The 24852-nt window shown below is 69.9% G+C and carries 12 protein-coding genes and 1 pseudogene; 4 read left to right on the top strand and 9 right to left on the bottom strand.

Annotated elements, in window-relative coordinates:
* Window positions 1-23: 23 nt before the first annotated feature.
* The 6 genes and pseudogenes from JNUCC0626_RS04250 to JNUCC0626_RS04225 all read right to left on the bottom strand — a co-directional run bounded on the left by JNUCC0626_RS04250 (window position 24) and on the right by JNUCC0626_RS04225 (window position 16849).
* Window positions 24-572, bottom strand: coding sequence for a hypothetical protein (locus JNUCC0626_RS04250; RefSeq protein WP_430623501.1), 549 nt, complete (start codon window positions 570-572; stop codon window positions 24-26).
* A 577-nt stretch (window positions 573-1149) separates the two neighbouring features.
* Complete coding sequence (locus JNUCC0626_RS04245) at window positions 1150-1611, bottom strand: barstar family protein (RefSeq protein WP_394618320.1); 462 nt, start codon at window positions 1609-1611, stop codon at window positions 1150-1152.
* The gene (locus JNUCC0626_RS04240; RefSeq protein WP_394618319.1) at window positions 1611-2933 is read right to left on the bottom strand and encodes a hypothetical protein; all 1323 of its coding nucleotides are present in this window, start codon (window positions 2931-2933) and stop codon (window positions 1611-1613) included. Before JNUCC0626_RS04240 ends, JNUCC0626_RS04245 begins: the two co-directional genes overlap by 1 nt.
* 10 nt (window positions 2934-2943) lie before the next feature.
* A complete protein-coding gene (locus JNUCC0626_RS04235; RefSeq protein ID WP_394618318.1) occupies window positions 2944-8616 on the bottom strand; it encodes a neuraminidase-like domain-containing protein in 5673 nt (1890 codons plus the stop codon).
* 418 nt (window positions 8617-9034) lie between these two features.
* Window positions 9035-13444 (bottom strand): annotated as a pseudogene (locus JNUCC0626_RS04230) (hemopexin repeat-containing protein); the annotation flags it as partial.
* Between the two features lie 2418 nt (window positions 13445-15862).
* Complete coding sequence (locus tag JNUCC0626_RS04225; protein ID WP_394618317.1) at window positions 15863-16849, bottom strand: TDT family transporter; 987 nt, start codon at window positions 16847-16849, stop codon at window positions 15863-15865.
* A gap of 109 nt (window positions 16850-16958) precedes the next feature.
* On the opposite strand from JNUCC0626_RS04225, the gene JNUCC0626_RS04220 reads away from it, so the two are divergent.
* On the top strand, window positions 16959-17888 hold the full coding sequence (locus tag JNUCC0626_RS04220; RefSeq protein ID WP_394618316.1) for a LysR family transcriptional regulator: 930 nt from the start codon (window positions 16959-16961) through the stop codon (window positions 17886-17888).
* On the top strand, window positions 17872-18243 hold the full coding sequence (locus JNUCC0626_RS04215) for an HNH endonuclease (protein ID WP_394618315.1): 372 nt from the start codon (window positions 17872-17874) through the stop codon (window positions 18241-18243). Before JNUCC0626_RS04220 ends, JNUCC0626_RS04215 begins: the two co-directional genes overlap by 17 nt.
* Before the next feature lie 4 nt (window positions 18244-18247).
* Here JNUCC0626_RS04215 and JNUCC0626_RS04210 read toward each other — a convergent pair whose 3' ends face one another.
* A complete protein-coding gene (locus JNUCC0626_RS04210) occupies window positions 18248-18694 on the bottom strand; it encodes a hypothetical protein (RefSeq protein ID WP_394618314.1) in 447 nt (148 codons plus the stop codon).
* A 75-nt stretch (window positions 18695-18769) separates the two neighbouring features.
* Entirely contained in the window at window positions 18770-19675 is a 906-nt protein-coding gene (locus JNUCC0626_RS04205; RefSeq protein WP_394618313.1) for a COG4315 family predicted lipoprotein, read from the bottom strand.
* A 179-nt stretch (window positions 19676-19854) separates the two neighbouring features.
* Between JNUCC0626_RS04205 and JNUCC0626_RS04200 the strand changes: the two genes are divergently transcribed.
* Together JNUCC0626_RS04200 and tsaA are read left to right on the top strand one after the other, a co-directional pair.
* Complete coding sequence (locus JNUCC0626_RS04200) at window positions 19855-21258, top strand: protein adenylyltransferase SelO (RefSeq protein ID WP_394618312.1); 1404 nt, start codon at window positions 19855-19857, stop codon at window positions 21256-21258.
* Window positions 21258-21653, top strand: coding sequence for a tRNA (N6-threonylcarbamoyladenosine(37)-N6)-methyltransferase TrmO (gene tsaA, locus JNUCC0626_RS04195; RefSeq protein WP_394618311.1), 396 nt, complete (start codon window positions 21258-21260; stop codon window positions 21651-21653). Before JNUCC0626_RS04200 ends, tsaA begins: the two co-directional genes overlap by 1 nt.
* Before the next feature lie 40 nt (window positions 21654-21693).
* Here the strand turns inward: tsaA and JNUCC0626_RS04190 are convergent, their stop codons facing one another.
* Window positions 21694-24078, bottom strand: coding sequence for an ABC transporter substrate-binding protein (locus JNUCC0626_RS04190; RefSeq protein WP_394618310.1), 2385 nt, complete (start codon window positions 24076-24078; stop codon window positions 21694-21696).
* Between the last annotated feature and the right edge of the window lie 774 nt (window positions 24079-24852).

Raw genomic sequence — 24852 nt, 5'->3', positions numbered from 1 at the left:
CGTCCCGGTCCTTTGTGGACAGATCAGCCGATCTTCTCGATCCGCGCGTTGCGGATCAGGAACTTGCCGGGCTCACGCACCTGTTCGAAGGCCGCGTTGTTCAGCAGCGCGCAGCTGCCGGACACCGACGCCACCTTGACGGTGGTGGACTTGTTGTTGTCCAGGTTCGTGACCTTCAGCGTCGTGCCGACCGGGAACGTGCCGCTGGACGCGGCAGGCGCGCCGCCCTCACCGGAGAGCGTGACGGTGGAGCCGTTGCAGACCTGCTGGCCCGTGGCACCGCCGTTGTTGCCCTCGTTGGCAGGCGGCTGCGCGACCTGACCCTGGTTGCCGTTGCCGGCGTTGTTGCCCGCGTTGCCGTTGTTGTTACCGGCGTTGCCCGCGTTGTTGCCCGCGTTGCCCTGGTTCGCGTTGCCCGCGCCGCCGTCGCCCTGGCACCCAGCCGCCTTGCGCCGCTGCTGGATGAGGTCGACCACGGCCTGCCGGTTCGCGATCCGCGCCTCGGACTGGGAGTCCGGAGCGGACTTCTGGCCCGCGATGAAGCTCAGGTTGTTCTGCAACGCCTTGTCCAGCCCGCCGCAGTCCTCACCGGACGTGGCGGCCTGCCCGGCTTCGGGCTTGGCCTGGACGTTGTTGCCACAACCAGCCGCCGCACGCCGCTGGTTGATCAGGTTCACGACCTGCTGGCGGTTCTGGATGCGGGCGTCCGACTGGGCGTCGGGGTTGGCCTGCTGACCGGCGATGAAGTTCAGGTTGTTCTGCAGGGCGGTGTCCAGCCCGCCGCAGTCCTCAGCCGCGTTCGAATTGGTGCCGCTGAAGGCGAAGATGCCACCGGCGACAGCGGCGACCGCCAGCACGGCGCCCGCGCCGATCATGGCGGGCTTGCGGTGTCGAGCGCCCATTCTGTGTCTCCTCGGGGGGTCGAACGGTGTTGTACCGATGACTACGGGGAGGTCACGAACGGGGTTCAAACCGGACCGGGACATTCTCGCTTTTAAATGCCCTTAAGGTTTTCCGGGCACATGATCTTGCTGGTCAGGACGCGTTTTCCCAGCCTGAGGGGCCAGTTCTGGCACACGGACGGAAATGGGCCAGGCGGTGGGTTGCGCTCCAGCTCGGAGCTGGTACAGACCACCTGGCCCCACGCCGTCAGAGCACGAAAGCAGAGAAACTCGTGCCGTTGGCCGTCAATGCGTCCACCACGCGCCCTTGTGCGGGCGCCTGCAACAGGAACCGGTAAGGAACCTCGGCTTCCTCGGCGCTCTCCACGAATATCCGCAACGCCAGCGCGAGCGTCTCCGGTTCGTCGGCGAGCAGCAGTTCCGCGTCCTCCACCACGACGAGGTAGGCGTCGGCGGGCATCCAGTCCAAATCGGACAGCACGTCGCTCAGCGCCTGCCAGTTCTCCCCGAAGTACGAGGGGAACTGCAACGCGGCCCCCAGTTCGGAGAAGAACGCGTCGATGGTCCTGCTCCGCGACCCGCGCACGCGGCGCGCGGCGGTCGTGGGATCGTCGGTGGCCAGTTCCGCCACGGCCACCCCGAGTTCCGCGGTCGGCGCGGTGGTGAGGTGGACCGCGGGTCCTGGCTTCAGCAGGTCGGCGAGGTTCATCAGAGGACCTCCACGAAGGTCACGTAGTGGTCGTTGGTGTAGAAGGTCCGGCCGCCGCCGACCACCAGCCGTTCGCCGCCGCGGGCGGACGCCTTGGTGTAGGGGCGGATGTCGTACTCGGTGTAGCGGACGAAACGGCCCGCTCCGTCGACGGACGGCAGGACGACACCGCGTTTGAGGACGTCGTTGATGTACGGCTTGTTGCCGAGGTAGCGCGGCTTGGTGGGGTCCTGGCCCTGCTGGTCGGGCGCCAGCTTCTTCGTGCCGGGTCTCGGTCGCACGGCCTGGCGCCGCAGTTCGGCGAGACTGATCGACGGCTCGTCCAGCGGGCCGATGTGCACCGGGCCGACGGTGCCACCCGACCACGCCTTGAGGCCGCGCGCGCCGATCCACTCCAGATCTTTCCAGGTCTGTGCTCCTGGGCCGGTCATGAAGAAGTCGGTGTCACCGCCCGAGTCCCTGATCGCCTTCATCGCGTTCACGGCCTTGCCGGTCTGGCCCGGCCGGTCGAACTGGCGCTCCACCCGCGCCGCCTCGATCTGGAGTTCGTCGGCGAGCCGGTGCAGGTCCGGCAACGCGCTGGCCGGCTCCGCCCGGGAGAACGCGATCCTGAGCTCGGAGATGGTGGCGTACTTGGCCGGGATCAGCCCGAGCCCGCGCTTCAGGACCCCGAGGTCGCTGCCGGCCATCGGGAAGAGGCCGTCCGGAATCCTGTTCTCCGTCGCCCCCGACTTCGCCTTGACCAGGTCGATGATCTCCTGCATCGTCGCGAGCCGGCCCTCCACGTCGCTCAGCCAGCCACGCACCCTGGCGAGGTCTCCCGACGCCTTCGCGGCCTTGAGCTCCGTCATCGACGCCTTGAGCTCGGCACGGTCGGCCGTGGTGCTCATCGACGCCATCAGCTCTTCGATCTTCGCGGTCCGCTCCGCGATCGCCCGCACCTCGCTGGTGCGCAGGGTGAGGTCGAGCAAGCGGTTGGCGAACAGGTTGTACTGCGTCTCGTCGTTCTTCGTGGCGAGCTTGTCCGCCTCGGTCTTGACCCGGTCCGCGAGCCGCGTCAGTTCGGTGCTGTCGAACTCGTAACCCTTGCGCGCGGCGGGCGGGGTGTCGCTGTCGAACACCTCGACGCCGAACGCGTCCCGCAACGCCCCGCCGAAGTCCGTGTCGCGGCGGCTCAGCCGCAGTCTCGCCGCGCTCTCGATCAGCGTTTCCGTCTTCTTCGCCGGCGCCTCGCTCTTCGTCTTCGCCAGATCGCCGCCGGTCACCTCCTGCTTCTCCTTGGGGCTGCGCGACTTCTTCTTGGGTTTGGTCTTGGTGGCCATGTCCGTCCCCTCAGCTGTGCGTGGCCCGGTAGGTCAGCACGAGGCCGACAGCGGTCAACGAGTCCTTGTCGCCGTCCACGGCGAACGTCCAGCCCGATCCGTCGTCGTGCACGCGCTGGTCGGTCGCGGTCAGCACGAGTCGCGCGGAGTCGTTGGCGTAGCGCGGGTACACGCCGGTGATCGGGCCGACGAGCCCCGGGAACAGGTCGGGGGTCAGCGGCAGGGTCAGCGGCGCACCGTCCACAAAGGCCTGCCACTCGTCGGGGAAGTCGTTCTCCAGGTCGAAGAACCGGGCCGTGGCGAACGGCTTGAGCATGCCCTTCACCGCGTTGGCCAGGATCTCCCCGCCGTCCTCGGCCGTGTACCGCACGGTGAGCACGACGTCCCGCAGGTCGAGCGGCCTGCGCCCGGCCAGTTCCAGCCGCCACGACGACACCGCGCCGGTGCCCTCGAACGGCAGGTAGCGGGAGTCGTCGTAGCGCAGCTCGAACAGGCCGTTGTTCTCCTGCTGCTCCCCCACCTGCGACAACGCGATCCGCTGGGCCGCCCGCCAGTCCGCGCGCAACGACGCGGGCGGTGGCTGGGTCGGGTCGAGCAGGTGCCGCACGGCCTTGGCGTCCGGTTCCAGCGCTGTCTTGTGGTTCAGCTGGGTCAGCAGCGCGTTGGGCTGCACCGAGCCGTCCGCGCCGGTGAACGTCACCGACACCGTGCGGAGCTGCCGCCGGTAGTGGCCGGGGAAGTCGCGGTCGAACAGGTCCTCGGTGAGCGCGAACTCGCACACCCCGCTGTCGGACAACGAGATCAGCGCCAGCGGGTCGAGTTCCAGCAGCGACACCCGCTTCGTGATCTCCAACGGCCGCGCGGCCGTGGCGGCGAACGCCTGGCCGAGCTGTTCGAGGTCCACCCCGAGGCTCTCGCCCGCGAGCAGCCCGCCGCGCCTGCTCTCCCAGTACAGAGGCTTGATGAACGAGTCCGTGACGCCGCGTTCGAACTGGAACGCCCGCTCGGCGGCCCGTGCCGTCTCGAAGGCCATGCCGTAGGTCTGGAAGTACAGTCCGGCCAACCGGCCCGCCATCCACCCGTACAGCTGCGCGCCGGTGAACTTGTCCTTCAGGAACGCGCCGATCTCCTTCTGGTGCTTGACCTCCTGCGCGTGGATCTCGGCCTCGCGCCGCACCGACGCGAGCTGGTGCTCGGCCGCGACGATCTGGTGGCCGATCTGCACGAAGTCGTTGCGGGCGGTGTCGAGCTGGAACCGCCAGTCCTCCGCGGTGCGTTCCTGCTGCGCCCGCACGCCGAGCAGCTCACCGGTGATCGAGAAGCCCTCGCCGAGCAACTGGGTCATCTCCGACGCCTTGTCGAGCACGGAGCCGACCTGCTTGCCGCCCACCTCGATGCCGAGGATGAACGGGCCGATCTTCTGCTGCGGCCAGGCGTACGCGATCGCGGAGCCGATCTTGGTCAGCGCGGCGGTCAGGTGCAGTGCCGACGCCGTGGCCATCAACCCGATCTGTGCCTCCTCCAACGCGCTCAGCCCGGTGTCGATCAGCCGCTGGTAGTGCCGCATCCGCTGGTCGGTGGCGTCCCGGCCGGCCTGCAGTTCGGCGAGGTTCGCCTCGGCGGCGCGGATCTGCGCGTCCTTGATCGCGGTGGTCAGCTCCAGGATCACGCTCTCCTGCCGGTTCTGCAGCAGCGCGAGCTCCTCGCTGTCGCGGCGGTCGAGCACCGACAGCAGGTCGCCGCCGAACTGCCGCACCCGGTCCAGCAGTTCCTGCGCCCGCCGGAACGTCGTCTCGAACCGGTGGTGCGGCACGGCGACCGCACCGCTCGCCGTCACCGCAGCGTCCACAGAGGACCCACCGGCGACCGCGCGGACCAGGTCCATCGGATCGATCGGCGGTTCGAACAACGGCAACGGCCGCGCGATCCCGAAGAAGTCGAGCGACGCCCTGATCTTGCGCAGCCGGTCCTCGACGCGGTCCCAGTACTCGGTGAACAGGCTGTTGTCCGGGATGCGGAAGTAGCCGTTGGCGAGCCCGGCGTGCACGGCGCCCGGTCCCTCCAGCAACGCGCCGCCGCCGGTCAGCTCGGCCACCGCCGACGACGGCGCGGCCCCGTTCAGCCCGGCGTAGGTCAGCGTGTCCGAAAGCGGTGTCACACCAGGACGTTCGGGCCGCAACCCGAGCAGGTCCCAGGCGAAGACGTAGAGCATCCGCGCCTCGTCGATGCTCTCCATCGTGTACTGCTGGAACAGCAGGTCGCCCCAGTCCAGCAGGTTGTCGACGTAGGCCATCACGACCGACCGGCGGTGCGCCACCGGACGCAGGTCCGCGATGGCGTGCGGGTCGAACGGATCACGCTGGTACGCCGCGATCTGCGAGTCCTTGTCGCCCACCAGGTCGTACTGGCGGCGCAGCTCGGCGACCAGCGCGGTGCGTTCCTGCAACTGCTCCAGCGCCCGCACCACCCCGAGCAGCTGCGACTTCTTCGGTTCGCGGGTGCGCGGCTTGATCTGCGCCTGGGCCGCGGCCACGGCGTCCGCCAGCACCAGGTGCAGCTGCGAGGCCGACACCCGGTCGAGCACGACGATCTCGGCGGTGGTGAGCGTCCGGTTCTCCCGGAACGCCGGCGCCAGCACGGCGAGGTCGGCCAGCACCTTCGTCAGTTCGGTGGACAACCCGGCGGGCTGGTCGAAGCCTGCCGCGGTGAGCCTCTCGGCGAGTTCCTCCATGTCGTGGTGGCACCGCTCGGCCAACGCGGCCAGGTCGACCGCGAGGAACGGCAGGAACCGCCAGTACCGGTCGGTCTCGGTCGGGTCGAACACGTACTCGTACCACTGCCGCGCGTCGGCGAACCGCTGCGCGCTGTTCAACGCCTGCGCGATCAGCACGGGCGCGTGGCAGAAGATCTCCCAGTAGTAGATGCCGTTGGCGCTCTGGAAGTCGAGGTGCGCGCTCGCGGGCAGCCGGGACGCGGCCACCCGGTTCGAGACCTGGATGGTGTTGCCGCCGGACCTGTCGGTGCGGAACTCCGGCCGTTCGTCGAACTCCTGGCTCGCCGGGTCGAGCAGCGCCCCCACTCCCCCGGCCAGCAGCCGCTGGTTGAGCTGCGCGGCCGTGCTCGTGGTCAGCCGGACGACCTCGATCGGCATCGAGATCCGTTCGAACGGCCGCAGGATCGACCCGGTCTTCGGGTAGCGCAGGTAGGTCGCGCCGTCGAAGAAGTACAGGAAGTCGCCGTCCAGCACGCCGGTGAACGTCTCGGGCAGGTCGCCCCAGTTGCCGTCGACCGGCGCGAACGGCCCCAGGTCACCGGGGTGCGCGCCGAGCTTGGCGTACGCGCCGCCGCTGAACGCGTACCGCTGCGTGCCGCGGGTGAACACCGCCGTGATCTTCTGCCGCAACGGCCTGGGGTAACCCTCGTCCACGGCATCGGGCACGGCGTTGTTCGTGAGCGTGTAGCGGTAGTACTGGAGGTCGCGGGTCAGGTAGAGGTACCCGTCCTGCACCCAGGCCGCGTCCACTGTGGAGATTCCACCGATGGTCGCGCCCTTGTTCAGGTCGCGGTTCGGCTTCGTTGACTCGGTTGCCCGGCGCGGCCGCCGCCGTTCCACGACGACCTCGGTGCACGTCTTCGCGGCGTCGTCGATGTAGTAGCTGGTGTTGCCCACCCGCAGCGCCGCGCCGAACCGCCGTGGCGGCAGGTCGTCGGAGTTGGCGGTGAGCCGCCTCGGGTAGCCGTCGTCGACCTTGTCGTAGTTGGTGCCGGTGTAGCGGACGTAGTCGTCGCCCAGGGTCAGGAACGTCTGGCGTTCCTCGGCGTCCACGATCCCCGCGTCGAACCTCGGGTGCCTGCCGAACACCCCGCCCGGCGCGGCCACGCCGTCGCGGCGTTCGACCTTGTCCAGTTCGGCCGAGTAGAACCACTCCACGCCGTTGAGGTCGGTGAACGCCGAGGTGATCTTCTCCCACTTCGGGAAGCCGTCGACGTTGAACTCGACCGTCTTCGGGTAGTTCGGGTGCGGGGTGCCACCGAGTCCGCCGGTGTAGAGCGTGTACTCGGGCCCGGAGAACACGAACGTCTGCTCGCCCCGGCGGATCACCGCGTCGATGACGCCGGTGCGGCTCAGGTTGGTCTGGTTGCGGCCCCAGCGCTCGGGGATCGGCCGGATCTTCGCCGCCGCGCCGTTGGCGACCTCGATGAACCCGTGCAGTTTGTTGTTGAAGTAGATCTGCTTGCCTGCGACGGAAACCGCCGCGTTGACCTGCTCCCAGCCCGCGAGGCCCAGGTCGCTCAACGGTTTCGGCTCGACCGGGTCGCCGGGCGCCACGACCGACGGCCGGCACAGGAAGCTGCCGCCCTTGTGGTCGATGCTGAACCACGGCCCGTAGTCGGTGCCCTTGGTGCTGGTGAACCGCACGACCTTCGGCCGTTCGACGCCCTGGGTGAACTCGTCGGCGGCCAGGACGTCCAGCATCGGGTCGGCGGTGGTCGTCGTGTCGCCGCTGGTGATGGCGGTGAGCGGCAGTTCGACCAGTTCCGGCGACAGCGCCGCCGTCTGCGTGAACGTCTCCTTCACCAGCGCCGGGGTCAGCGCCGAGTAGGTGCAGCTGACGACGATCGACTCGCCGGTGGCCTCGACCGCGAGCTTGACGTCGAAGAGCGACCCGTCGCGGCGGGTGTCCATCGCGAGCGTCTGCGCGGGGACCCACTCGCGGTTGAGGTTGTAGAACGAGTAGTGGATGCGGACGCGTTCGGTCTGCGGCGGCGCGCTGACCTCCTGCTTCTTGCCCTCCTCCTTGGTGGTCAACGTGGTCGTCGTGGTGGCCGTGGTGACGGCCTCCTTGGTCGTCCAGAACACGAACACGCGGTTGAACGCGTGCACCGGGTGCACCTCTTCGGCGTCGATCTGGACGTCGACCTTCAGCCACGCGTCCCACGCGGCGGTGAGCTTGTCGGCGCCGCTGAACCTCGCCCGCCGGTAGTAGTAGCGGCGCGGCTGGGTGCGGGTGCGGCCGAACAGCACGAGGTCACGGCCGTTGCCGCTGTCCGGCGCGAACACGTGCCCACCGGCGATCGCGAGCCGCGACACCTCGGTGTACTCGTCGAGATACCGCTTGTAGGCCCTCTCGACGGCCTCCGGCGTGATCTCGCCCTGCAGCAGGTCGGCTTCCAGCGCCTCGAACGCCGGGGTCCTGCTGTCGCGCAGTTCCGGGCGCAGGTAGTTCTCCGGGTACAGGAAGACCTTCCGGTTCGCCTCCCACGTCCGGTAGTTGCGCATCCACGTCCACCGGGCGCGCAGTTCGGCCTTGGTACCGGGTTTGCGTTCGGTGAGGTCCTCGAGGTCGAGGAAGTACCGGTGCAGGAACAACTGCGTGGCCGCGATCGCCTCGCGCACCCGTGAGGTCATGCCTCGGGCGCCCATGTCGACGTCGATCAGCAGCTTCTCGAACAGCTCGCGCGAGGTCGAGGCCTGCGTTCGCACCAGCGCGAGCGACAGCAGAGCATCCCGGAGCGCGACCGCGAGCTCGTCGTGGACCTGCCGTTCCAGCGCCGGCCAGTCCTGCGGGCCGAACCTGGTGGCGAGCAACGCGTAGACGTGCGTCGAGGCGGGCGCGGTGCCACGCAGCGCCGTCCAGACCTCGTGCACCTCGGACGGGCCGGTGCCGAACGCCTTGGCCACGGCGAACACGTCGACCAGGCGGTGCAACAGCTCCAGCTCGACCCGGTCGTCCTGCGGGCCGGGGACGAGCAGGCCTCTGCGGCGCAGCAGCCACCGCAGTTCGTCGACGTCCCAGCCGAATATGCCGGCCAGCGTCGCGAACGGGTCCTCGAAGGTGCGTTGCGCGGCCACGAACTCGGCCAGCCCGGTGTGCCTGCGGGCCAGTTCGGCGAACCGCGCGACGGTGTGCACGTCCTGGAAGCGGTAGTCGGCGGCCTGACCAGGCCTGCGGGAACGACCTCGGGTGGCCGCGGTCGATCGCCCGGTAGCCGCGTGCCGAGTAGCGGACGTACTCCTCACCCCGCGCGAGATATGTCCGTCCATTGAGGACGAAGGCCGCGTCGATGCCGCGGTCGAACGGAAGGTCGCCCCAGTCGTTCTCGATCGTGCGCGGGAACCCGGTGTCGACGAACGTGCGGTCGTGGCCGCTGTAGCGCGCGTATTGCGGGCCACGGAACACGTACAGCTCCCCGGTCGGCGCGACGAACGCCGAGTCGAGCCCGGGGTGCCCCGTGAACTCGTTGCGGACCTTGCCCCAGTGCTCCGCGATCGGCTCGGCGACGAAAGCGTCGGACCGGAACCAGTTCGGGCCCGCGAACAGGTGCTTCGCGCCGTCGGCACTGCGGAACGCCGCGTCCACACCGTCGAAGAGGTCGGCCGGGAGCCTGCGCACGCCGAGGTCGTCCGCGAGCTTCGCCTCGATCGTGCGCGGGTAGCCCTCGTCGACGTGGTTGGTGTCGTGGCCGCTGTACCGGACGTACTGGTCGCCGGAGAACAGCAGCGTCTTGCCGTCGGTGACGAGCGCGGCGTTGACCTTGCCCGTGTCCGCGATCTCGTTGCGGACGCTCGCATTGAGTTCGATGACCGCCGTGGCCGCGCGCGAGACGACGTGCAGGCTGTCGCCGATGAACAGGTAGGTGGTGCGCGGGTTCGCGACGACCGCGTCGACGACCGGCAGGCCCCGCTCGATCCGGTCGGCGACGACGTCCTCGAACGTCTCCGGCAGGTTCGCGAACGCCCGTTCGGCGCGCAGGGCGTCGGCGATCAGCCTCGGGTAGCCGGGGTCGGTGTGCCGGTGGTCGGTGCCCGAGTAGCGGGCGTACTGGTCGCCGGAGAACAGGAACGTGCGGCCGTCACCGTCCACGAAGGCCGCGTCGACCCGGCCGCTGTCGGCGAAGTTGTTGCGCGAACGTCCCCACGCCTCCCTGACCTCGCGGTACGGGGCGACCGCGCCGTCGAGCACGCGGGTGAACCTGGTGCCGGAGAACAGGTACGTGGCGCCGTCCCGGCCGACGAACACGGCGTTGAGCGGGCCGGGCAGGGTGCCGGGCCAGAGCCTGCTGACCGGCCGGGGCGCGGTCCAGTTGTCGTTGCGGCGGGTCAGGTAGACCTCGCCGGTCACGTAGACGTAGGTGTCGCCGTCGACCAGCACGGCGTCCGGCACCACGTCGTCCGGCAGTCCCCAGAAGCTCGCGTCGGTGACCTGCGGGCCGTCGTCCGGCTTGGCGTAGTCGGAGCCGGAGAACGTGAGGTAGCGGATCGAGCCGTCCTCGGCGGGGTGCTCGAACACGTACGTCGTGCCGTTGGTGACGTAGGCGAGACCGACGCTGTCGAGGCCCCAGTCGTCGGCGACCAGCCTCGGTTCGCCGTCGATGCGGTCGAGGCGGTCGCCCGCGTAGACGACGTACTGGTCGCCGCTGAAGACGTAGGTCCTGCCGTCCTTGCCGACGAACGCCGTGTCGATCCGGTTGTCGTCGGCGATGGTGTTGCGCGCGCGACCCCAGTCCTCGGCGAGCGGGTACTCGCGCTTGAGCTTGACGTCGTAGCAGGTCAGGCCCTGGAACAGGTAGGTGTTGCCGTCCGTGCCGCGCAGCACGGAGTCCAGGCCGGTGCGGAACTTCGCCGGTACCGCGCGCAACGTCCTGGGCCTGAACGAGGTCCGCGTGACCGTGAGGCCTTCCAACGCGCTGATCCGCTGCCAGCCCTCACCGGTTTCCGCGACCACCGAACCGTTCTCGAGGAACGCACCGCGCACCGCTTGCGTGTCGTACCGGGCGTGCAGGGTGCTCGACACGGCGTGGCACTGCCCGTCCGACACCAGGTAGGTGGTGCGGCGGTCCGCGAACGCCGCGTCGACGCTGCTCAACGCCGGCACGTTCGCGAAGCCGGGTTCGCGCTTGAGGCTGTCGAGGGCGCGCGGGTAGCCGTCGGCGATGCGCGTGCCGTCGTGGCGGACGTACTGGTTGCCGGAGAACAGGAACGTCGCGTCGGCCGTCCGCAGTGCCGCGTCGACCCTGCCGTGCCGGGCGATGCCGTTGACGACGTTGCCCCACAAGGAACTGATCGGCGCCGGGAACCTGTCGTCGAGCCGCGCGAAGTCGCCGCCGGAGTACCGGGCGTACTGGGTGCGTTCGAACAGGTAGGTGCGGCCGTCCTTGCCGACGAACGCCGCGTCGATCCTGCGGAACGGCAGGCCCTCGAAGTGCCGCACGATGTCGCGGGGTTCGGACCACCAGCGGCGGCGCGCGTCGGACACGACGAACTTCTCGCCGGAGAACAGGAAGGTCCTGCCGTCGCGGGCGGTGAGCACGGCGTCGACGGTCCCGAACCCGGCCTCGGGGAGGTTCCACCAGTTGTCGGCGAGGGGGCGCGGGTAGCCGGCGTCCGGGGTGGCGTAGGAGTGCGTGGAGTAGCGGACGTGGAACTGCGGACCGGCGTTGGCGTGCACCTCGATCGCGGTGCCGACGCGGCGCAGTACCAGGGAGACGCCGTGGTCGGCGGAGAGGCGCCAGGAAGCGGTGACCCACGCCAGAACCGCGGCAGCCGGGGTGTTGGGTGGCGGCGGGTCGGCCACGAGCCGTGCGCCGGTGGCGACCGATATCCCGTGTTCCTGCAACCGTTCCCGCAGCGCCCGCGACACCGCACCGGCCTCGACGTCCGCTGTGTGTGCGGTCCCCAGCACGAACAACAGCCCGCCACTGCCGAACAGGTGCGTGACCCCGTCCAGCACGAACGACGCCCCGACCCTGGTGAGGCCGCCCCAGTCCCCCGCGACGAGGCGCGGGTACCCGGCGTCCACCACCGCGTGGTCGGCGCCCGAGTACCGCACGTACCGATCGCCGCTGAACAGGTACGTCATCCCGTCGCGGCCGACGAACCCGGAGTCCACCACCCCATCGGCGAACACGGGCGCGAGCCGGCCCCACTTCTCCGCCGTGGCACCGGGGTTCTTGCCCACCTCGACCGTGCGCCCGTCCTTGAACAGGTGCACCGCACCGGAGGAGTCGCGCAACGCCGCGTCGAGCGTCCCGTCGAACCCGACCGGCACCTTCGGCAGGTAGCTCGTCACCGCCAGCGGGAAGCCCTCGTCGACGGTCACGCCGGGGTTCTCGACGCAGTCGGTGTAGCTCACGACCTGGTTGCCGGAGAACAGCACGGTCGCGGCACCGTCGGTCAGCGCCGCGTCGACCCTGCCGGTCTCGGCGAGGGTGTTGCGGACACGGCCCCAGACCTCGGCGGTCGGGCGTTCGGTGCTGCCGTTGCCCAGCGCCAGGGTGTGGTCGCCGGAGAACAGGTGCGTGACGCCGTCGCGGTCCTGGAACGAGGCGTCCACTGTGGACCGGAAGCGAGCGGGCAGCAGCACCTGGCGGCCCTCGCCCTCCCACCACTGCCCGATGTCGCGCGGATAGCCCTCGTCGACGAAGTCGTACAGCGGGCCCGAGTAGCGGACGTACTGGTCGCCGAGGAACAGGTACGTCCTGCCCTCGTCGTCCACGAACGCGCTGTCGATGCGCTGGGGCGCCGCGAAGTTGTTGTGGACCTTGCCCCAGACCTGGTCGCGCTGGTCCCAGTGGGTCGCGCCGGCCGCCCGCACGAACGTCTTGAGGCCGCTGACGATCCAGGCCGTGCCGGAGCCGTCGGTGAAGGCGGCGTCGACGGTGGTGAGTCCGGCGAACCGGGGTGACAGGGCGGTGAGCGGGTGCGGTCCCTCGGCGGTTTCGGCGCCCGGCGGGTAGAACCAGTACGTCTGGCCGTGGAAGAGGTACGTGCCGTCGCCTTCGAGGAGCGCGTCCACCCGGCGCACACCCTCGGGCAGCAGCAGCGGTTCGCTGAAGCCGCCCGCGAGGTCCTGGTCGTGGAACGCGACGGCGACCCCGGTGGCGTCGAGGCCGAGGCGTCCGGCCAGCAGGGCGAACCGGCGGATGCGGTCGTGCACGCGAACATTGCCACCCAGCAGGCCTTCCAGCGCCTCGGGCACGCTGCCGGCCACGCCCACACAGATCGCCTCGGTCACGTCGGCGGGCAGGCCGATGCCGTCGGTGAGGGTGGCGACGAGGATCCGGCGTTGCTGCTCGGCGAGTTCCGTGACGGCCTTGGTGATCTCGGCGATGCCCGCGTTCAGTTCGCGGGCCAGCACGTGCAGCAGGTAGAAGACGTCGGTGGCGTAGTCCTCCAGGTCCGGCAACGTGAACGCGGCCGGTTCACTCAGGCCGAGCCGGTCGGCGGGCACCACGAGGTCGTCGTCCAGGTCGCCGCGCGCGACGAGCAGGGCGACGAGGTTCCGCGTCTCGTCGGCGTCGAAACCCAGCTCCGCCACCGCGTCCACGTCGAACCGGTACGGCTTCAGCTCGGCGAGGACGTCCCGGATCCTGGCGGTGACGGTGGCGAGGTCGGCCGTGGTGAACAGGCCGGTCGCACTCACGACGGTGGCCGGGTCTGCGAAGAACGCCTTCCGGTCGTCGGGCACGCGGTCGTCGACGAGGTAGGTGCCGTCGAGGGCCTCGGCCATCGCGCGGGCGGCGGCCTCGTCGGCGAGCACGGCGAACGTGTCGTCGTCGACGGTCAGCAGCTCGGCCCTGGTGGCGGCGAGCTGGGCCTGCATCGCCTGCAGGATCGGCGCGCGGTGCGGGTGGAACGAGATGTCGACCGCGAGTTCGCGGGTGGTGAGTTCGGCCAGCGCGGCGATGTCGGTGTAGTGGTCGTCTGCGTCGACGTACCCGTTGAACCGCAGGCTCTCCAGCAGGTCGGCGGTGGTGATCGGCAGGTCCGCGAAGATCGCCGGGTCGAGCGCGAGCGCGTGGTCGCGGGCCTCGTCGGCGAGTGCGTGGAGCTGCTCCAGCACCGCGTCCACGACGTGGGCGAGCGAGACCGTGACGTCGTCCGGCGGCGAGATGATCGTGCCGTCCGGGTCGAGGTGGCCGAGCACGAGCAGGTTGTCGTACAGCTCCTCCGCGTGCTCGAACGACGCGAGGTCCGACAGATAGAGCGACTCGGTGCCGGCCATCAGCGCGCGCACCGGTTCGAGGACGTCCGCGAAGTCGTGCCACAGCACGAAATCACCGGTCAGCGAGCTCGGCACGACCAGGCCGTCGGCGTCCACGTACCCGCCGAGCACCAGGTTGGTGCGGATCTTGGTGGCCAGCAGGTCGGCGAGCCCGAGACCGCGGAAGTCGGCGTCGGTGATCACGTCGAGGTCGCTCAGCGCGTCGAACGCGGCCCTCGCGAGCGCTGCGGCGTCAGGGCGCAGGAGGCGTTCGTCGCGGGGCGAGGTGACTCCGCCCGAGCTGACCAGCACGTCGTAGATCACCTGAGCGGCGCGGTCGCTGAACCTCTTCGAGGCGAACACGTCCGGGGTGAGCGCGATGGCGTCGAGCGTCTCCTCCAGTTGGAGGTCGTCCCACTCGCCTTGCACCGCACCGAGAACGACGCCGAACTCGCTGACGTCCATGCCGAGCGCGCGCAACCAGCGCACGACACCGGTCAGCAGTCGCACCAGGCAGAGCGCCGACTCGACGTCCGGTGCCTCCAGCAACGCGTGCAGGTCCGGCGTCGCGGGGTCGACCTCGCGGACGCCGAACGCCGTGGTCGTGAGCACCGTCGCGTCCTGCGCGAGGGCGTCGAGCAGGCCGAACAGCTCGTCGGCGGACACGTCGAGGGCGGCGGTGAGCCGTCCGGCGCGGTAGAGCAACGACAGCGCGGTGAGGCCGAACGCGTCGAACGGACCGGGGCGCGCGACCGTTCCGGGATGGTGTGCCCGGACTCGCCGGACGACCGCCGCGACACCGGTTTCGGAAAGGCCGGTGAGTTCAGCGATCTCTTTTCTGGCCGCCCTGTTCTGCGGGGCGAGAACGTCACCGACAATTGCCGGAACCGGCATTTCCAGCGGCGAGATCAGATTCACCACGACGTCGATCGGCAGGTCCAGGTCGCGATGGACGCGAAGAACGGCGGCGAATATTCTCAACGCCTTGGCATCGAGCGTTCCTGCGCAGCAGCGGCGCAGCACGAGGTAGGAGTCGTCGAGCGTCAGGCCGAGCCGGCGGGTGAGCCGCACGAGCCGTCCGGTGCGGTCGAACCACGCCGGCGGCACCGGCCCGTCGCTCCGGACGAGCTTCCCGTCGACTTGGGAGAGGTCGGGGTCGAGCCGCACCAGGTCGTCGAGTTCGGCCTCGGTGACGCGGGTGGCCCGGCGGAACTCCTCGACGTCGGTCGATCCGGCCTGGTCCGCGACTGGGGTGGTGAGCAGCCCGGCCTCGGCGGCGGAGAGCCCGAGGAGTTCGCGCACCACGGCGTCGCGGTTCGGTCTGTCGTCGAACAACCCGTGCAGCAGCACGGGATCCACGCCGAGGTGGTGCAGGTACCGGCGCACCTTGAAGCGGTCGAAGTCGAACGGCAGCGCGTACGACTCGCTCAGCTCGTGCAGCCGTTCGGCGTCGGGACCGACGAGCGTCGCGAGCACCTTGTTGACCACGTCGAGGTACGGCACCTCGGTGTAGGTGGCCTCGTGGTCGAGCGGGACGCCGACGAGATCGGCCCTGCGGTCCCGGCCGGTGAGCGGCGCGCCGTCGAAGTTGTCGTCGATCAACTGGAGCAGATCGACGAGGTACGCGGCGGGCGAGTACACCGAACGCGCCTCGTCGACGGCGCGGAAGTCGAGTTCACCGAAAAGCTGCTCATACGTCGGCAGGAATTTGTCGCGGCGCACGAAATACCCCCGATATTAAAAAATGAGAACGGGTACGCCGAAATGTCCCGACCTGCTCACGCAGCAATCCGGCGGACGATTCTAACCAGGGGGCGATCATCGTTGCGTCGGCTGAACGGGTGGCGCGCACTGACACACCCCGAGGCGCAATACCCTCGGCCGAATGGTCCATTCCGCGTGGAAATACCGGCTTTTTCGGCGACGACCGTAACGAACCGGAATTCAGAACCGAGAAAGCACGGTGCGAACGGCCACGGTGACCCAGGCGGCCACCAGACCGCCGTACAGCACCAACGCCACCCCGGAGAACAACGCGGACGGGACCCGGACGGCCAGCGCACTGGTCCCGGTCACCAACGTCCCCAGCGGGAAGACGAAACTCCACCACGTCAACGCGAACGGCAGCCCGCGCCGCACGGTCCGCACGGTGACGGCCGCCGCCAGCGCCACCCACAGCAGCGCGAACCCCCACGCGGTCGTCCCGTACAGCACGCCGAACGCGCGCTGCCCCGGCAGCACGGGCACCCCGGCGAGCAGGTTCGCCGCCGTGATCGACTGCCCCAGCGGCCCGAGCACGATCCACACCGTCGGCACGGCCGAGGCAGCACCCACCCCGTGCCGCACCAACCGTTGCCACACTTGCGGCACGATCACCAAAGTCGCGAACAGGCTCACCCCGAACAGGGCGTAACACCCGAGCACCATCGCCTGCCGCCCCGGCCCGTCCGCCATGTGCGCGGCCAGCAGGGCGCCGGAAGCGGCGGACACCATCGGCGGCACCACGGGCATCAGCCACCCGGCGAACGCGGGCTCGTCGCTGCCGAACGTCCGCAGCGGCACCACGACGGACGTGACGAGCCCGAGCACGGTGCCGACCGTCCACAGTGTCCAGTCAAGGGCGAGCGCGGCGGGCAGCCCGATCCAGTCGGACCCGAGCAGCAACGCCCCGGTGCCAACGGTCATGAGTGCCATCGGCGGCGCGCCCCAGAACTGCGCCATCACCGGATCCGCGAGTTGTGCGCGCACGGTCGCCCACGTCCACCGGCGAACCGCCGCGATCACCAGGCACAGCAACAGCGCGGCGGCCAGCGCCCAGACGTACGTGGCGGCGACGTGCAGGCCGGGCATCGAGGCACCGGCCGTGGCGACGATCCCCGTCCCCATCACGGACGCGAAGAGGTTCGGGCCGAAAGGCGCCGCTCGTCGCACCTCTGGGGCACGGTGTGGTCGAGGTGCGAGAGCGGTCACGACATGACGATCGTCCGTTCCGGTCCGCCTCGGTAGGCGGCAACCGCCGATGTGCACATAGGCTGTCCCTATGCCTCTGCCGCCGAGGGTCACCGACCTCACCAGCTTCGACCTGCTGCTGAGCGTCGCCGAACTGGGCAGCATCGGCCGGGCCGCACAGGCCCACGGCACGTCCCAGCCGAGCGCCAGCGAACGCCTGCGGACCCTCGAAGCCCGCGTCGGCGTGACGCTGCTCGAACGCACCCCGCGCGGCGCGAAGCTCACCACCGCCGGTCAGCTGGTGGCGGGCTGGGCGGCGCAGGTGATCGCCAAGGCGGCCGACCTCGACGCCGGCATCACGAGCCTGCGCGCCGACCGGCAGAGCCACCTCAGGATCGCCGCGAGCCTCACCGTCGCCGAGTACCTGCTGCCCGCGTGGCTGATCGCGCTGCGCCAGGTGAGCCCGGACACCGCGACCGTCCTGTCCGCGGGCAACTCGGTGCACGTCGCCGAGCAGGTCCTCGCCGACCGCGCCGACCTGGGGTTCATCGAGAGCACAGACGTCCCGGCCGGGCTCGCCACCCGCGTCGTCGCCCGCGACGAACTGGTGCTCGTCGTCGCACCCGGCCACCCGTGGGCACGCCGCCGCCGGGTCACCGCCGCCAAGGCCGCCGCGACGCCCCTGGCCAGCCGGGAACCGGGGTCGGGCACGCGGCAGGCCTGGGAGCACGCGCTGAAGGCCGCGGGCGTCACCGAGTCGGCGGACCCGTTGCTGGAGATGTCGTCGACCACGGCGATCAAGGCGGCCGCGATCGGCGGCATCGGCCCGGCCGTGCTCAGCGTGCACACGGTGGCGGCCGACCTCGCGGCCCGCACGCTCGTCCGGGTCGAGGTCGGCGACGTGGACCTGCACCGCGCTCTGCGGGCGGTCTGGCCGTCCGGCACGACACCGCGCGGCCCCGCCTCCGACCTGTTGACCATCGCGACGCGTAGTCTCACCCATCGTGCCGACCGGCGGTAGCAAACAGGTTCGGGCCGCGCGCAAGCGGAAGAAGCGCATGGCCCGCGTCGTCAACGACCTCACCGACGCCCAGTGGGACGCCCTCAAGACGGCGTGGGGCGGCTGCGCGTACTGCACGGCACCCGCCGCCGCGTTGCAGAAGGACTGCGTGCAGGCCATCTCGCGCGGCGGCAGGTACACGCTCGGCAACGTCGTGCCCGCGTGCGGATCGTGCAACGCCAGCAAGTGCAACGCCGAGGTGACGGGTTGGTTGCGGCGCAAGAAGCTCGACGAGCGCACGTTCCTGGTGCGCCACTACGAGATCTCGGCCGAGCTCACGATCCGCTTCCCGGCGCTGCCGTCCACTGTGGACTGATCAGCTAGGCGGCGTTGCGAACCGCGTTGTAGCCCTTGTAGAGCGCGTTCCAGGCCTTCTCGCACCGGGCGTTCAGGTCGCCGTCCGCGCTCTGCCCACCGGCCGCGAACCACGGTTCGCACGAGCCGATCTCGGTGAGCTGGCGGCGCACCTCGGTGAGGGCGGTCTGGCCTGCGGGCGGCAGCTTGGCCGACTGCTTCTCGACCTCGTCGATCACGCCTGTCACGTCGGGCATGACGTGGGCGCAGTTGTCGGCGGCGGCGACGGGCTCACCGCGCAGCCGGGCGGCGCAGTCGGTGAGGAGGACGCCGATGGCGTCGAGCCGGGGCTGCAGATCGGGCAGCGGGGAACCGGTGGCGGTGGTGGAAGCCGGGGTGATCGTGGGCAGGGACGAGGTCCCGGTACCGCACCCGACCAGCAGCAAAGCCAGCGCGATGGCGGAGTAGCGCATGCCAGGAGCGTAGCGAGACGGAAGGGCCGCCAGAGCGGGGGTGCTCTGGCGGCCCTTCCGTTCACCCGATCAGGTTCAGGCGGCGATGTAGGACTTCACGCCTTCGGGGAAGCCGATCGGGGCGGCGGACGCGTCGTTCACGGCGGCGCTCACGACGGCGGACTTGCCCTTGCAGCCGGGCTCCGACCAGATCTTCACGGCACCGTCCGGGTTCAGCGACAGGAAGCCGCCGCGGAGGTCGGCGCACTTCGACTCGACCTTGACGCCGACCGCGAAGCTGTCGTCGAAGTCCTTCTGGTTCTTGCCGCTGAAGAACGTCACCGAGTTCGCGGGCTTGGCACCCGGAGCCGGCTGGCCGGTGTTCTGACCGTTGTTCTGGCCCGGCGCCTCGGCCTTCGGCACGGCGCGCTTGCCCTCGGGGTTCATCACGAACCACTTGCCGCCGACGTTCTGACCGAGGATGTCGCCGGCCTTCTTGTCCTTGTTGAAGAGGTACGCGGGGCGACCGCCGATCGCGACCTGGAACTGGCCGTCCTGGCGCTTGATGAAGCTGATGTTCTCCTTGCGGATACCGGGGAAGAACAGCCGGGTGCCCTTGGTGACGGTGATGGCGGGCCAGGTCTTGGCGCATTCCCCGTTGCAGTTCGACACGCCGCCGCCGACCGGGTCGTCGCTGAACCAGTAAACGGAAAGTCCCTTGCCGTTCACGACAGCGGGCTCCAGGCCACCGGCGTTGCCGGCGCGCAGCTCGACCCACTTCTGCTTGGTCTCGACCGGCGCGTCCTCGGGGGCGCGGTCACCGGTGTTCTGGTCCGCCTTGTTGGAATTAGCGGTGCCGCGCAACAGATCCACGCCGGAAGTCGCGTCGGTCTCGACCGCGTTGTCGGCCGCGTTCTCGGCCTGGGCCTGCTCCTGGGCAGGGGCCTCCGAGCCGGACTGCGCAGCACCCTGACCGCACGCGGTCAGCGTGAGGGCACCCACCACAAAAAGGGCAGCAACGATCCCAACTTGCTTGCGACGCATTGGTTTCTTCTCATTCCTGAGTGGACTCATCAACCTGTTCACCACTGTCACGCGCACGCTCTCAGAACGGTTCGACAAATCTCAAGTTGAGACCGCGATCACACGCGTTCCGGAACCCAGCCGGTACCGTTGAAGGCGTGAACATCAGCCTGAGCAGCGATTTCGCGACCGCGGTCCCCGAGATGGCGGTCGCGTGGAAGGCCGAACCGGTCGCCGAACCGGAACTCCTCGTCCTCAACGGGCAGCTCGCGCGGGAAATCGGGCTCGATCCGGGCTGGCTGGCTGAAGGAGGTCTGCCCTTTCTCACGGGCAACCATGCCCCCGGTGTCGCGCAGGCGTACGCGGGTCACCAGTTCGGCGGATACAGCCCCAGGCTCGGCGACGGCCGCGCGTTGCTCCTCGGCGAACTGACCGACTCCGAAGGCCGGCTGCGCGACCTCCACCTGAAGGGGTCGGGGCGCACGCCGTTCGCGCGCGGCGGTGACGGACTCGCGGCCGTCGGCCCGATGTTGCGCGAATACGTGGTCAGCGAAGCCATGCACGCGCTGGGCATCCCGACGACCCGAGCGCTCGCCGTCGTCTCCACCGGGCACGTGGTGCAGCGCGAGGAACCGCTCGCCGGCGCCGTGCTGGCCCGCGTGGCCGCGTCGCACCTGCGCGTCGGCAGCTTCCAGTACGCGCGCAACACGGGTGACCTCGACCTGCTGCGCCGTCTCGCGGACCACGCGATCGCCCGCCACTACCCCGGCAGCACGTACTTGGAACTGTTCGGGCACGTGGTGGCCGCGCAGGCGTCGCTGGTCGCGCGCTGGATGCTCGTCGGGTTCATCCACGGCGTGATGAACACGGACAACATGACGATCTCCGGCGAGACGATCGACTACGGCCCCTGCGCGTTCATGGAGGCCTACGACCCGACGACGAAGTACAGCTCCATCGACCACCGCGGCCGGTACGCGTACGGGAACCAGCCGATCATCGCCGAGTGGAACCTCGCGCGGCTCGCCGAGGCGTTGCTGCCGTTGTTCGCCGACGACGAGGACGAGGGCGTCCAGTTGGCCCTCGCGACGCTGCGGACGTTCGACGCGCACTTCGAGACCGCGTGGATCGGCGGGATGGCCGCGAAACTCGGCGTGTCCGGCGACGTGAAGCCGTTGCTGAAGGACCTGCTGGCGTTGATGCAGGAGAACCACGTCGACTTCACGTCGTTCTTCCACCTCCTGTCGCACGCCGCTCGGGGCGACGCGGAACCCGCGCGGTCGTTGTTCCTCGACCTGGCCGCGATCGACGCCTGGATCGCGCGCTGGCGCGAACTCGGCCCGGACGCCGCGGTCATGGACCGCGTGAACCCCGTCTACATCCCGCGCAACCACCTCGTGGAGGAGGCGCTGGCGGCCGGAGCGGACGGTGACATGGGCCCGTTCGACCGATTGCTGAAAGCGGTTACCTCCCCGTTCGGCGCACGACCCGGCCTGGAATACTTCTCGGCTTCCGCGCCGCGGGATTTCAGCGCCACCTACCGGACCTTCTGCGGGACTTGATGAAACTGCAGCCCATCGGCCACGTCGAATCTCTCCTCACCGACCGCAGCGCCGCCCCCAAGCAGCCCGACGAGGGTGCACCGGAGGCGGCCCTCGTGTTCGCGCCCGAGTACGCGCGGGCGATGCGCGAACTGTCCGCCGGCCAGCACGTACTGGTGCTCACGTGGCTCGACCGGGCCGACCGCTCGGTGCTGGCCGTGCACCCGCGCAGCGACCCGGCCCGCCCGGAGACCGGGGTGTTCTCCACCCGCTCTCCGGACCGCCCGAACCCGATCGGTCTGCACCACGTGCGGATCACCGCGGTCGACGGGCTGAGCGTGCGGGTCGCGCACCTGGAGGCGATCGACGGCACCCCGATCGTCGACGTGAAGCCGGTGCTGGGCCCGGAACGCTGACGCGGCAACGGAAGTCGCGCCCGGCAGGGCCGCTCCCCCGTCACTGGGGGTCGCGCGGGCAACCGTCCACGTCCGGCTGCTCGACCAGGTCCTCGCGGAACGGCAGCTCACCGCACAGCAGCAACGGCGTCGAGGTCGTGTCCTTGTTGCCCCGCAACACCAGCACCGCCTTGTTGGACGGCAACCGCGTGCTGGCACCGAACCCGATGGTGCCGGTCGCGCCCTGGATGGCGTTGTCCGGCCGGATGCTGCCGATGCCCGCGAGCAGCCCTTCCCGCACGCGTGCGCCGGGATCGGTCCGGCGCACCTGCCGCACGCCCTCGGCCAGCACCTGCATCGCGTCGTAGGCGGTGGCCGACCGGCCGTCCCCGATCGACACGCAGTCCTTGCGGAACGCGTCGAGGTAGTTCTTGTAGAACGGCACCTTCGCGCAGTCCTTCCACGCGGCGGGGCTCGCGAACGACACGTAGTCCAGTTGCACGTTGGGGAACTGCGTCATCGTGCCTTCGAGGATGAACCGCGTGGACGAGTCGCTCGCGATCACCGGCGGGGTGCGGCCCTGGCACTTGCTGTTCATGCCGCGCAGGAACTCGGCGAGGTTCTGCGAGCGCCCGACGTAGAAGATCGCGTACCCGGGCTTGGTCTCGGTGAGGCAGGCGCCCTGGCCGAGGCTCGCGGGTGCCAGCCCCTCGTCGTCGTTCGCGACCCGGTACGACTTGTACTGGCTGACCGTGATCCCCCGTTCCCCGAACGAGGTCTTCGCGCCCTCGGCGAGGTTCTGGCTGTAGCGGTCAGCCGGGTCGCCGGAGTAGAAGATCGCCACGTCCGTGACGTTCAGCCGCGTCTTCGCGTAGTAGGCGGCGACCCGCGCTTCGCGAGAGTTGTTGGGCGCGATCTGGTAGTAGTACTCGTTGATCGAGGCCATGTCGTCCGCCGACGTGAGCGTGCCGATGATGGGCAAAGCGTTGCTGCCCAACTGCTTCACCACGGACCGGGCGGTGTCGGTGCTGATCGACAGCCCGGTCACCGCGACCACGCTCCGGTCCCGCGCGGCGAGTTCGATGATCTTGTCTGCGGCGACGTCCCCGGACGCGAGCCCACGTCCGCCCGGCCCCTCACCACCGTTGGCGAGCAACATCCGAATGGGCACATCGCTGGTCTTCTGCGCCACCCAGACACCGCGCAGTTCCTCCACCAACGCCTGATAACTGTTGGAGGTACTAGGAGTCAGCACGCTCAAGAACACGATCGTGATCGCGTCCGGCCGAGCCTCGGCCTTGCGGTTCTCCGCCACGATCCGCCCGTACACGTCCTCCAGGTCGACCCGAACCTCCGCGGGCACGATGTCCGGCACGAAATGCCGCACCGGATCCGCCGACACCCCGATGCACTCCGTGCCGACCCGCACGAGTGGCGACCGGAACGAGGGCGACCACCACTCCTCACACCGCCCGTGGTTGACGAACGGCACCGCCACCACCAACCCGGCCAGCACCACCAACACCACCGGCGCCGCAACGGCCCGCCGAAGCCGCATCGACGGCAACTCCGACAACGCCCCGATCACCCCACGAGCCGGCTCGGATGCATCGGTGTCCAGCTTCAACACCCAGTTGTCCGACCGCGACAACTGCCGCAACCAGTCGTGGTACCCGGCCAGCGCGTCCGCCGCGTGCGTCCGCGGCGCCTCCTCCGACTCGGCCGCGACCACCACCAGCAACGGATCGGGCTTGCTCAACGGATTGGCCCGCCAGGACTGCCCGCTGCGAACCCCACGACGAGCCTTGGCAACGGCTCCCGGCAACCACTCCCCGCCGTCCACCAACAACCAGGGATTCCCCGTACGCCGCCGCCCGGTCCCCCACCAGGTCCACCGCCGATGCGACCGCCGCAGGTCCTCCAGCAAGGCCCGCACCAACAGGTCCTCGACCTCGTCGGAGTGCCGCTCCGCCAACCGCTCCTTCACCACGGCCCGAGCCAACCGGTACAGCCCCCGCCGAGACCGCCCACCCAGCGCCTGCTCCCCCACCCAGGTGGCAGGCCGCCACAACAGGGCCATCACGGCAAGCCCGATCCGAGGCATCACCCCGATGACCAACCGAATCCACCACGGAAAGTCCTGAGCCAGGTCCTGAGCCCCGTCAGCGGTGACCCGAACCCGCCCCTTCAAGTGCTGCCGGAACTCGCGGGCGATCTCCCGCTCCTCGTCGTCCGCCTCCACCCCGGCAGGCAACGACAGGTCCAACAACCACCCGACCAACGCGTAATGCGGAAACCGCAACCGCGCCACCCCGCGAACCTCACCGGCCAACTGCCCGACAACATCATCGAGCAACCGCCGCCGATCCCCCTGCGCCCCATCAACGTGCGCATAAGGCACCCGCCGCCCCCGAGCAGCAACGGGCCGGTAGGCCAACGCCTCCAACGGACTCTCCACCCCAGGAGGCCGCCGCAACCACACGATCGGCAACGGCACGTCCCGCCCAGGCCACCGAGGCCGCGAGGACAACCGATCCAACAACCGCAACAACTCCACGGCCCCGCTGAACTGCAGCCCGCGAGTCTGCTCAGAACCGACGAACCACCCCTGCACCCCACCCCGCGACAGCGCCACCCTCGCCCCGTTCTGCCGGTCCCAAACAGAATCTGGACGGATTGTCGGTCACCACCCCCTCGGCATTAACGGATTCGAAGTAATTCGAAGTGGCAACGAATGCCGCCCGACCAGGGTTTACCCACCGGGTACCCGCCCCACATGAACCAACCGGTACCACCACCGAACCCAGTCCCACCAACCCCGGGCCCGGACCAGCCCCCGGCCCCGTTCCCAGACCAGCCACGCCCACCGGACCCGTTCCAGCCACCGGCCCCGCCCAGCCCGAACCCACCCAAGCCGGGCCCGCCCCCAGACCCGCTGACCCCGAACCCGGACCCGACGGCCCCGCCGAGGCCACCGGGCCCGGACCCGCTGCCGCCGGACCCCAAGACCCAGGGCTGAGGCGGGGCGGCGCAGGGCGGAGGCAGGGTGGGCCACCGCAGGGCGAGGCGGCCGAGCGCAGGTCGCCGAGCGCATGGGCCCGGCAAGGCTGCTGAGCACTGCGGTCCCGGCGAGCTGCGCGGAGCACAGCGGGGCCGGGAGAGGAGGTAGCCGAGCGCTCAGCAGCCAAGAGCGAGGTAGCCAAGAGCTAGGCGACCAATG

It is taken from the genome of Lentzea sp. JNUCC 0626 (genome assembly GCF_043632865.1).
GTDB lineage: Bacteria > Actinomycetota > Actinomycetes > Mycobacteriales > Pseudonocardiaceae > Lentzea.
This window is presented reverse-complemented; position numbering and strand designations above follow the sequence as displayed.

Coding starts and splice junctions, on each gene's coding strand:
- JNUCC0626_RS04245 (WP_394618320.1), bottom strand. CDS start 1,611: ATGAACCTCGCCGACCTGCTGAAGCCAGGACCCGCGGTCCACCTCACC.
- JNUCC0626_RS04240 (WP_394618319.1), bottom strand. CDS start 2,933: ATGGCCACCAAGACCAAACCCAAGAAGAAGTCGCGCAGCCCCAAGGAG.
- JNUCC0626_RS04220 (WP_394618316.1), top strand. CDS start 16,959: ATGCCTCTGCCGCCGAGGGTCACCGACCTCACCAGCTTCGACCTGCTG.
- JNUCC0626_RS04210 (WP_394618314.1), bottom strand. CDS start 18,694: ATGCGCTACTCCGCCATCGCGCTGGCTTTGCTGCTGGTCGGGTGCGGT.
- tsaA (WP_394618311.1), top strand. CDS start 21,258: ATGAAACTGCAGCCCATCGGCCACGTCGAATCTCTCCTCACCGACCGC.